Below are 5592 nucleotides of genomic sequence, written 5' to 3' on the forward strand. Positions count from 1 at the left end.
GGGACCGGCACCGAGGCCGGGCCTGCCGGAGCCGGCCGCGCCCGCCGGGGAACCGCCGCCGAGGCGGGCGGCGGGCGGCTTCTGGCCCGCGTTCTGACCGCCGGGGGCCCCGGGCTTGCCCGGCGCCTTCTTGCCGCCGTGGGCGACGTCGACGGGCAGCATGACGAGGGCCGTCGTACCGCCGGAGTCGGAGGGCCGCAGCTGGATGCGGATGCCGTGCCGCAGGGACAGGCGGCCGACCACGAACAGGCCCATGCGGCGGGAGACGGAGACGTCCACGGTGGGCGGCGACGCGAGCCGCTCGTTGATCGCGGCCAGGTCCTCGGGGGACAGGCCGATGCCGGTGTCGTGGATCTCGACCAGCACGCGCCCGTCCGGCAGCGCGTGGCCGGTGACGCGGACCTTGGTCTGCGGGGAGGAGAACGACGTCGCGTTCTCCAGCAGCTCGGCGAGCAGGTGGACGAGGTCGTTGACGACGCGTCCGGCGACCTCCGTCGCGGGCACCGCGGCCAGCTCGATGCGCTCGTACTGCTCCACCTCGGACGCGGCGGCGCGCAGCACGTCGACGAGCGGCACGGGGCGCGTCCACCGGCGGCCCGGCTCCTCACCGGCGAGGACCAGCAGGTTCTCACCGTTGCGGCGCATGCGGGTCGCGAGGTGGTCGAGCTTGAACAGCGACGAGAGCTGGTCGGGGTCGGCCTCGCGGGACTCCAGTTCGGAGATGAGGGAGAGCTGGCGCTGGATGAGGCCCTGGCTGCGGCGCGAGAGGTTCGTGAACATCGCGTTGACGTTGCCCCGCAGGAGGGCCTGCTCGGCGGCCAGCCGGACCGCCTCGCGGTGCACGTGGTCGAAGGCCGCGGCCACCTGGCCGATCTCGTCGCGCGAGTGGACACCCACGGACTCGACGGAGGTGTCGACGTCCTGCGGGTCCGACTCGGAGAGCTGCTTGACCAGCTCGGGCAGGCGGTCCTGGGCGACCTTCGTGGCCGTGTCCTGGAGCCGGCGCAGCGAGCGGATCATGGACCGGGCCACGATGAACGCGCCGACGAGGGAGACGCCGAGGACGAGCAGGATCAGCGCACCGTTGATGATGGCGTCGCGCTGCGACTGCTGGCGCAGCTCGGTCGCCTTGGTCTCCATCTGGCCCAGCAGCGTGGACTCGATGGTCTTCATCGTGTTGATGCGTACGGAGGCCTGGTCGATCCAGTCCTCGTAGCTGCGGTTCGACTGGTTGCTCAGGCCGTCCGGGGCGCCGAGGACGCGGTTCTCGTAGTCGTCGGCCGCCTGGATCTCGGGGCTGCCCTGGCCCTCCAGAGGGGCCATCAGCTCCTCCGCGTTGCCGCCCATGGACTCGTAGAGGGAGCGGAACGTGGTGAGCTGGTTGGCTTCCTTCTTGGCGGCCGCGTTGCCGTAGAGGCGGTCGGAGTAACTGAGGTTGCCCTTGTGCTTGTTCGGGTCCGCCGGGAGCGCGGCGGCGATGATCGCGCGCTGGATGGAGGCGTACTCCTTGGCGGCGGAGAACGCGGCGAGCGCGCGGGTCCGCTTGATCATGTCCGGGTTGTTGGTGGCCTGCGCCATGTCCTGCGAGAGGCTCAGCAGGGAGGTCACCAGCTGGTCGTACGAGTCGACGGTCAGCGAGGAGGAGCCGGGCGTCGTGTAGGCGTCGCTGCGCAGGTCGCTGATCTGCTGGACCTGGGTGGCGATCTGGTTGACGTTGGCCCGGATGCTGTTGAGCGTGTCGTCGTTGCTGTCGGTGTTGCCGATCGCGTTGGTCGCGTCGAGGAACGACTTGCTCGCCCGGTCGGTCTGCGTGCGCAGCTGCTTGATGCTCAGGTCGTTGGGGGAGACCCCGTGGCTGAGGGGGCCGGCCTCCTGGTCGCGCTCGGCCTGCAGCTGGGCCGCGAGGGCGGTCGCCTCTTTCGTCATCTCCGTCAGCAGCTGCATGTGGTCGAGCTGCTTGATGTCGTTGACGGAGTCGTCGATGCGCAGGGCGCCCAGCGTCGTGGCGGCGACCACGGGGAGCGCGAGCAGCGAGACGAGGCGCGTGCTGATGCGCCAGTTGCGCAGGGCTATTCGGGACCCGGCGTCCGGGGCCTTCTGCGCCGGCCGCGCGGCGGCGGGCGGTGCTTCGCCCGCGGCCCCGGGCTTGGCGGCGCGTTCGGGCTCGCCCGACGGGGCCCCCGCCGACCTGTTCTGGGTGTGCTGTGCCGAGGAGCCGCGTTCGGTCCCGCCGCGGGGCTCCTGCTCCGCCGCGGCACCGCTGTCCCTCTTAGAACGTCCCTGCACTAGCGTCGCAACCTCTGGACCAGGCGTCCCACCGCATGCGGCAGGACGGTGTCGGCGTCGTGGGGGAATGCCCCCCAGTGGTGGTCGTGAGTCACCGGCGCCGTCCCCTTCTCCTGCACACGCGACGCTCCGTCGCGCCCGTGTGCGCCGGGTGGGAACTCGCGGCGGTGGGGGTGATTCCAGCACAGTGCCGGATCTGCAACAAGGTCTGACGGCACCGCTGTGACCTGTATGACTCGGCGTGACGAATGGATCACCAACCGTCGAGCCGGATCGCGGAGGAACCGGGATATAACGGATCATCCACGAGCGGCCGGAACGTGTCCCAGTGTTCATGATCGGCAGCGGAATGCTGTCGTCTGGTGCGAGATGACCGTTTTCATGGCGGCCTGGCCGGTGAAGTTATGTCCCGAATGTCGCGCGGCCGGTGAGCAAAATCACAGCAACGTGAAGGCGGGGGCCCGCGTTTGGCGGGAATCGCATGTTTAGCCTGACGCTTGACAGGGATGGGTCGGAAGACGGTTCGCAAGGACCGCCCCACTTCATTCACCGACTCCCCGCATGCCCCCCGCGAGAACGTAAGGACGCCACAGATCTCCATGAAGACGACGATGATCTTCCGGAAGACCGCCAACCCCAAGCGCACCACGCTGGCCCATCTCGCGGACGCCACGCACCTGGTGGTCGCCGAGGCCGTCGAGCACCCCCTCGCGCTGCCGGCCAGCACGGCCAACCCCAAGCGCACCCGGCTGATGACCGCGCCGATCCCGCACCAGGCCGCGGAGGCCCAGGACACCCCCGGGGAGTGAGCCGCGTCGCGTACCGCCCGGCCGGCCCCGGCGGTACGCACCCCTCCACGCGCACCGCGCTAGCCTGATGGTTCAGATTCCTGAACGTTTCGGACCAGGTCCGCGAGTGAAGTGAGGGGCGACAGCAAACCGTGCGCATCGCCAGGTTCTCCATCGACGGCAATGTCGCCTTCGGCGCGGTCGAGGACGCGGGAGGCGGCGACCCGGCCGGCCTGCTCCTCGACATCATCAAGGGCATCCCCTATACGGGGGCCCAGCTCAGCGGCACGAAGGTGCGCCTGAGCGAGGTGCGGCTCCTGCCGCCGGTGCTCCCCAGCAAGGTCGTGGCCGTGGGCCGCAACTACGCGGAGCACGCGGCGGAGCTGGGCAACGAGGTCCCCGAAGCGGCGATGACCTTCTTCAAGCCCAGCACCTCCGTGATCGGCTCCGGCGACCCGATCGTGTACCCGAACTTCTCGAACGACGTGCACTACGAGGCCGAGCTGGCCGTCGTCATCGGCACGCTCTGCCGCGAGGTCCCCCGCGAGCGCGTCAAGGACGTGATCTACGGATACACGTGCGCCAACGACGTCACCGCCCGCGATCTCCAGAAGTCCGAGAAGCAGTGGGCCCGCGCCAAGGGCTTCGACACCTCGTGCCCGCTCGGGCCCTGGGTGGAGACCGAGCTCGACCCGTCCGACCTGACCGTGCAGTGCACCGTCAACGGCGAGCAGCGGCAGCTCGGCCGCACCAGCCAGATGATCCGCACCGTGGAGGACCTGGTCGTCCACGTCAGCGAGGCCATGACCCTGGTGCCCGGCGACGTCATCCTCACCGGCACCCCCGCGGGCGTGGGCCCGCTCTCCGTCGGCGACGAGGTCGCCGTCTCCATCGAAGGCATCGGCACTCTCACCAACAAGGTGATCAAGCGTGGCTAACGGCTCCGTCCGCGTACGTTTCTGTCCCTCGCCGACCGGCAACCCCCACGTGGGCCTGGTCCGCACCGCCCTGTTCAACTGGGCCTTCGCCCGGCACAACGGCGGCACCCTCGTCTTCCGCATCGAGGACACCGACGCCGCCCGCGACTCCGAGGAGTCCTACGAAGCGCTGCTCGACTCCATGCGCTGGCTCGGCCTCGACTGGGACGAGGGCCCCGAGATCGGCGGCCCGCACGCCCCGTACCGCCAGTCGCAGCGCATGGACATCTACCGCGACGTCGCCGAGCGGCTCCTCGCCGGCGGCCACGCCTACCGCTGCTACTGCACGACCGAGGAGCTGGACGAGCGCCGCGAGGCCGCACGCGCGGCGGGCCGCCCCTCCGGCTACGACGGCCACTGCCGCGACCTCACGGCCGAGCAGGTCGCCGCGTACGAGGCCGAGGGCCGCGAGCCCATCGTGCGCTTCCGGATGCCCGACGGGCCGATCACCTTCACCGACCTGGTGCGCGGCGAGCTGACCTTCACACCGGACAACGTCCCGGACTACGGCATCGTGCGCGCCAACGGCGCCCCGCTGTACACGCTGGTCAACCCGGTCGACGACGCCCTCATGGAGATCACGCACGTGCTGCGCGGCGAGGACCTGCTGTCCTCCACCCCGCGGCAGATCGCCCTGTACAAGGCGCTCATGGAACTCGGCGTCGCGAAGGGCGTGCCCGCCTTCGGCCACCTGCCGTACGTGATGGGGGAGGGCAACAAGAAGCTCTCCAAGCGCGACCCGCAGGCGTCGCTGAACCTGTACCGGGAGCGCGGCTTCCTGCCCGAGGGACTGCTCAACTACCTGTCCCTGCTGGGCTGGTCGTTCTCCGCCGACCAGGACATCTTCTCCCGCGACGAGATGGTGGCCGCCTTCGAGATCAACGACGTCAACGCCAACCCGGCGCGCTTCGACCTGAAGAAGGCCGAGGCGATCAACGCCGACCACATCCGGCAGCTGGACGTGAAGGCGTTCGCCGAGGCGTGCGCGCCCTGGCTCGCGGCCCCGTACGCGCCCTGGGAGCCCGGGCAGTTCGACCAGGCCGGCTTCGACGCGCTGGCGCCCCTGGCGCAGACCCGCGTCACCGTCCTGTCGGACATCACGGCCAACGTCGACTTCCTCTTCCTCGACGAGCCCGTGTGGGACGAGGCGTCCTGGACGAAGGCGATGAAGGGCGACCCGGTGGCCCTGCTCACGACGACGCGCGAGAAGCTCGCCGGCGCCGAGTGGGCCGCCGAGCCGCTGAAGGAGGCGCTGCTCGCCGCGGGTGAGGAGCACGGCCTGAAGCTCGGCAAGGCCCAGGCCCCGCTGCGGGTCGCGGTCACGGGCCGCACGGTCGGCCTGCCGCTGTTCGAGTCGCTCGAGGTGCTGGGGCGTGAGCGGACCCTGGCCCGGGTCGACGCGGCGCTGGCGAGGCTGGCGGCCGCGTAGGCGCCCGCATGCCCCGGGGGAGCGGGGCGGCGACCGGTTCGATCCGACCGGGCGCCGCCCCGCTTTCCGTAGGGGTGGCGGGGCGCGGGGAGCCGCCGGCCGCCGGGCGGGC

Annotated in this window: 4 protein-coding genes; 3 read left to right on the forward strand and 1 reads right to left on the reverse strand. The window is 70.8% G+C overall.

All coding sequences use genetic code 11. From position 1 onward, the window contains the following. Positions 1-2286: sensor histidine kinase (locus tag L1885_RS22560; RefSeq protein ID WP_235799000.1), on the reverse strand; the 2286-nt coding region annotated here is incomplete at its 3' end. A gap of 599 nt (positions 2287-2885) precedes the next feature. Here L1885_RS22560 and L1885_RS22565 point away from each other — a divergent pair. From L1885_RS22565 to gltX, 3 genes are all read left to right on the forward strand, one after another. Next, positions 2886-3095, forward strand: coding sequence for a hypothetical protein (locus L1885_RS22565; RefSeq protein ID WP_235799001.1), 210 nt, complete (start codon positions 2886-2888; stop codon positions 3093-3095). A gap of 131 nt (positions 3096-3226) precedes the next feature. Continuing rightward, on the forward strand, positions 3227-4012 hold the full coding sequence (locus L1885_RS22570; protein ID WP_235799002.1) for a fumarylacetoacetate hydrolase family protein: 786 nt from the start codon (positions 3227-3229) through the stop codon (positions 4010-4012). After that, positions 4005-5480 (forward strand): glutamate--tRNA ligase, encoded by a 1476-nt coding sequence (gene gltX / locus L1885_RS22575; RefSeq protein WP_235799003.1) that lies wholly within the window; start codon positions 4005-4007, stop codon positions 5478-5480. The genes L1885_RS22570 and gltX overlap by 8 nt, the downstream gene beginning before the upstream one ends. The last annotated feature ends 112 nt before the right edge of the window (positions 5481-5592 follow it).

Origin of the sequence: Streptomyces fuscigenes (assembly GCF_021556455.1) — a bacterium.
Lineage (GTDB): Bacteria > Actinomycetota > Actinomycetes > Streptomycetales > Streptomycetaceae > Streptomyces > Streptomyces fuscigenes.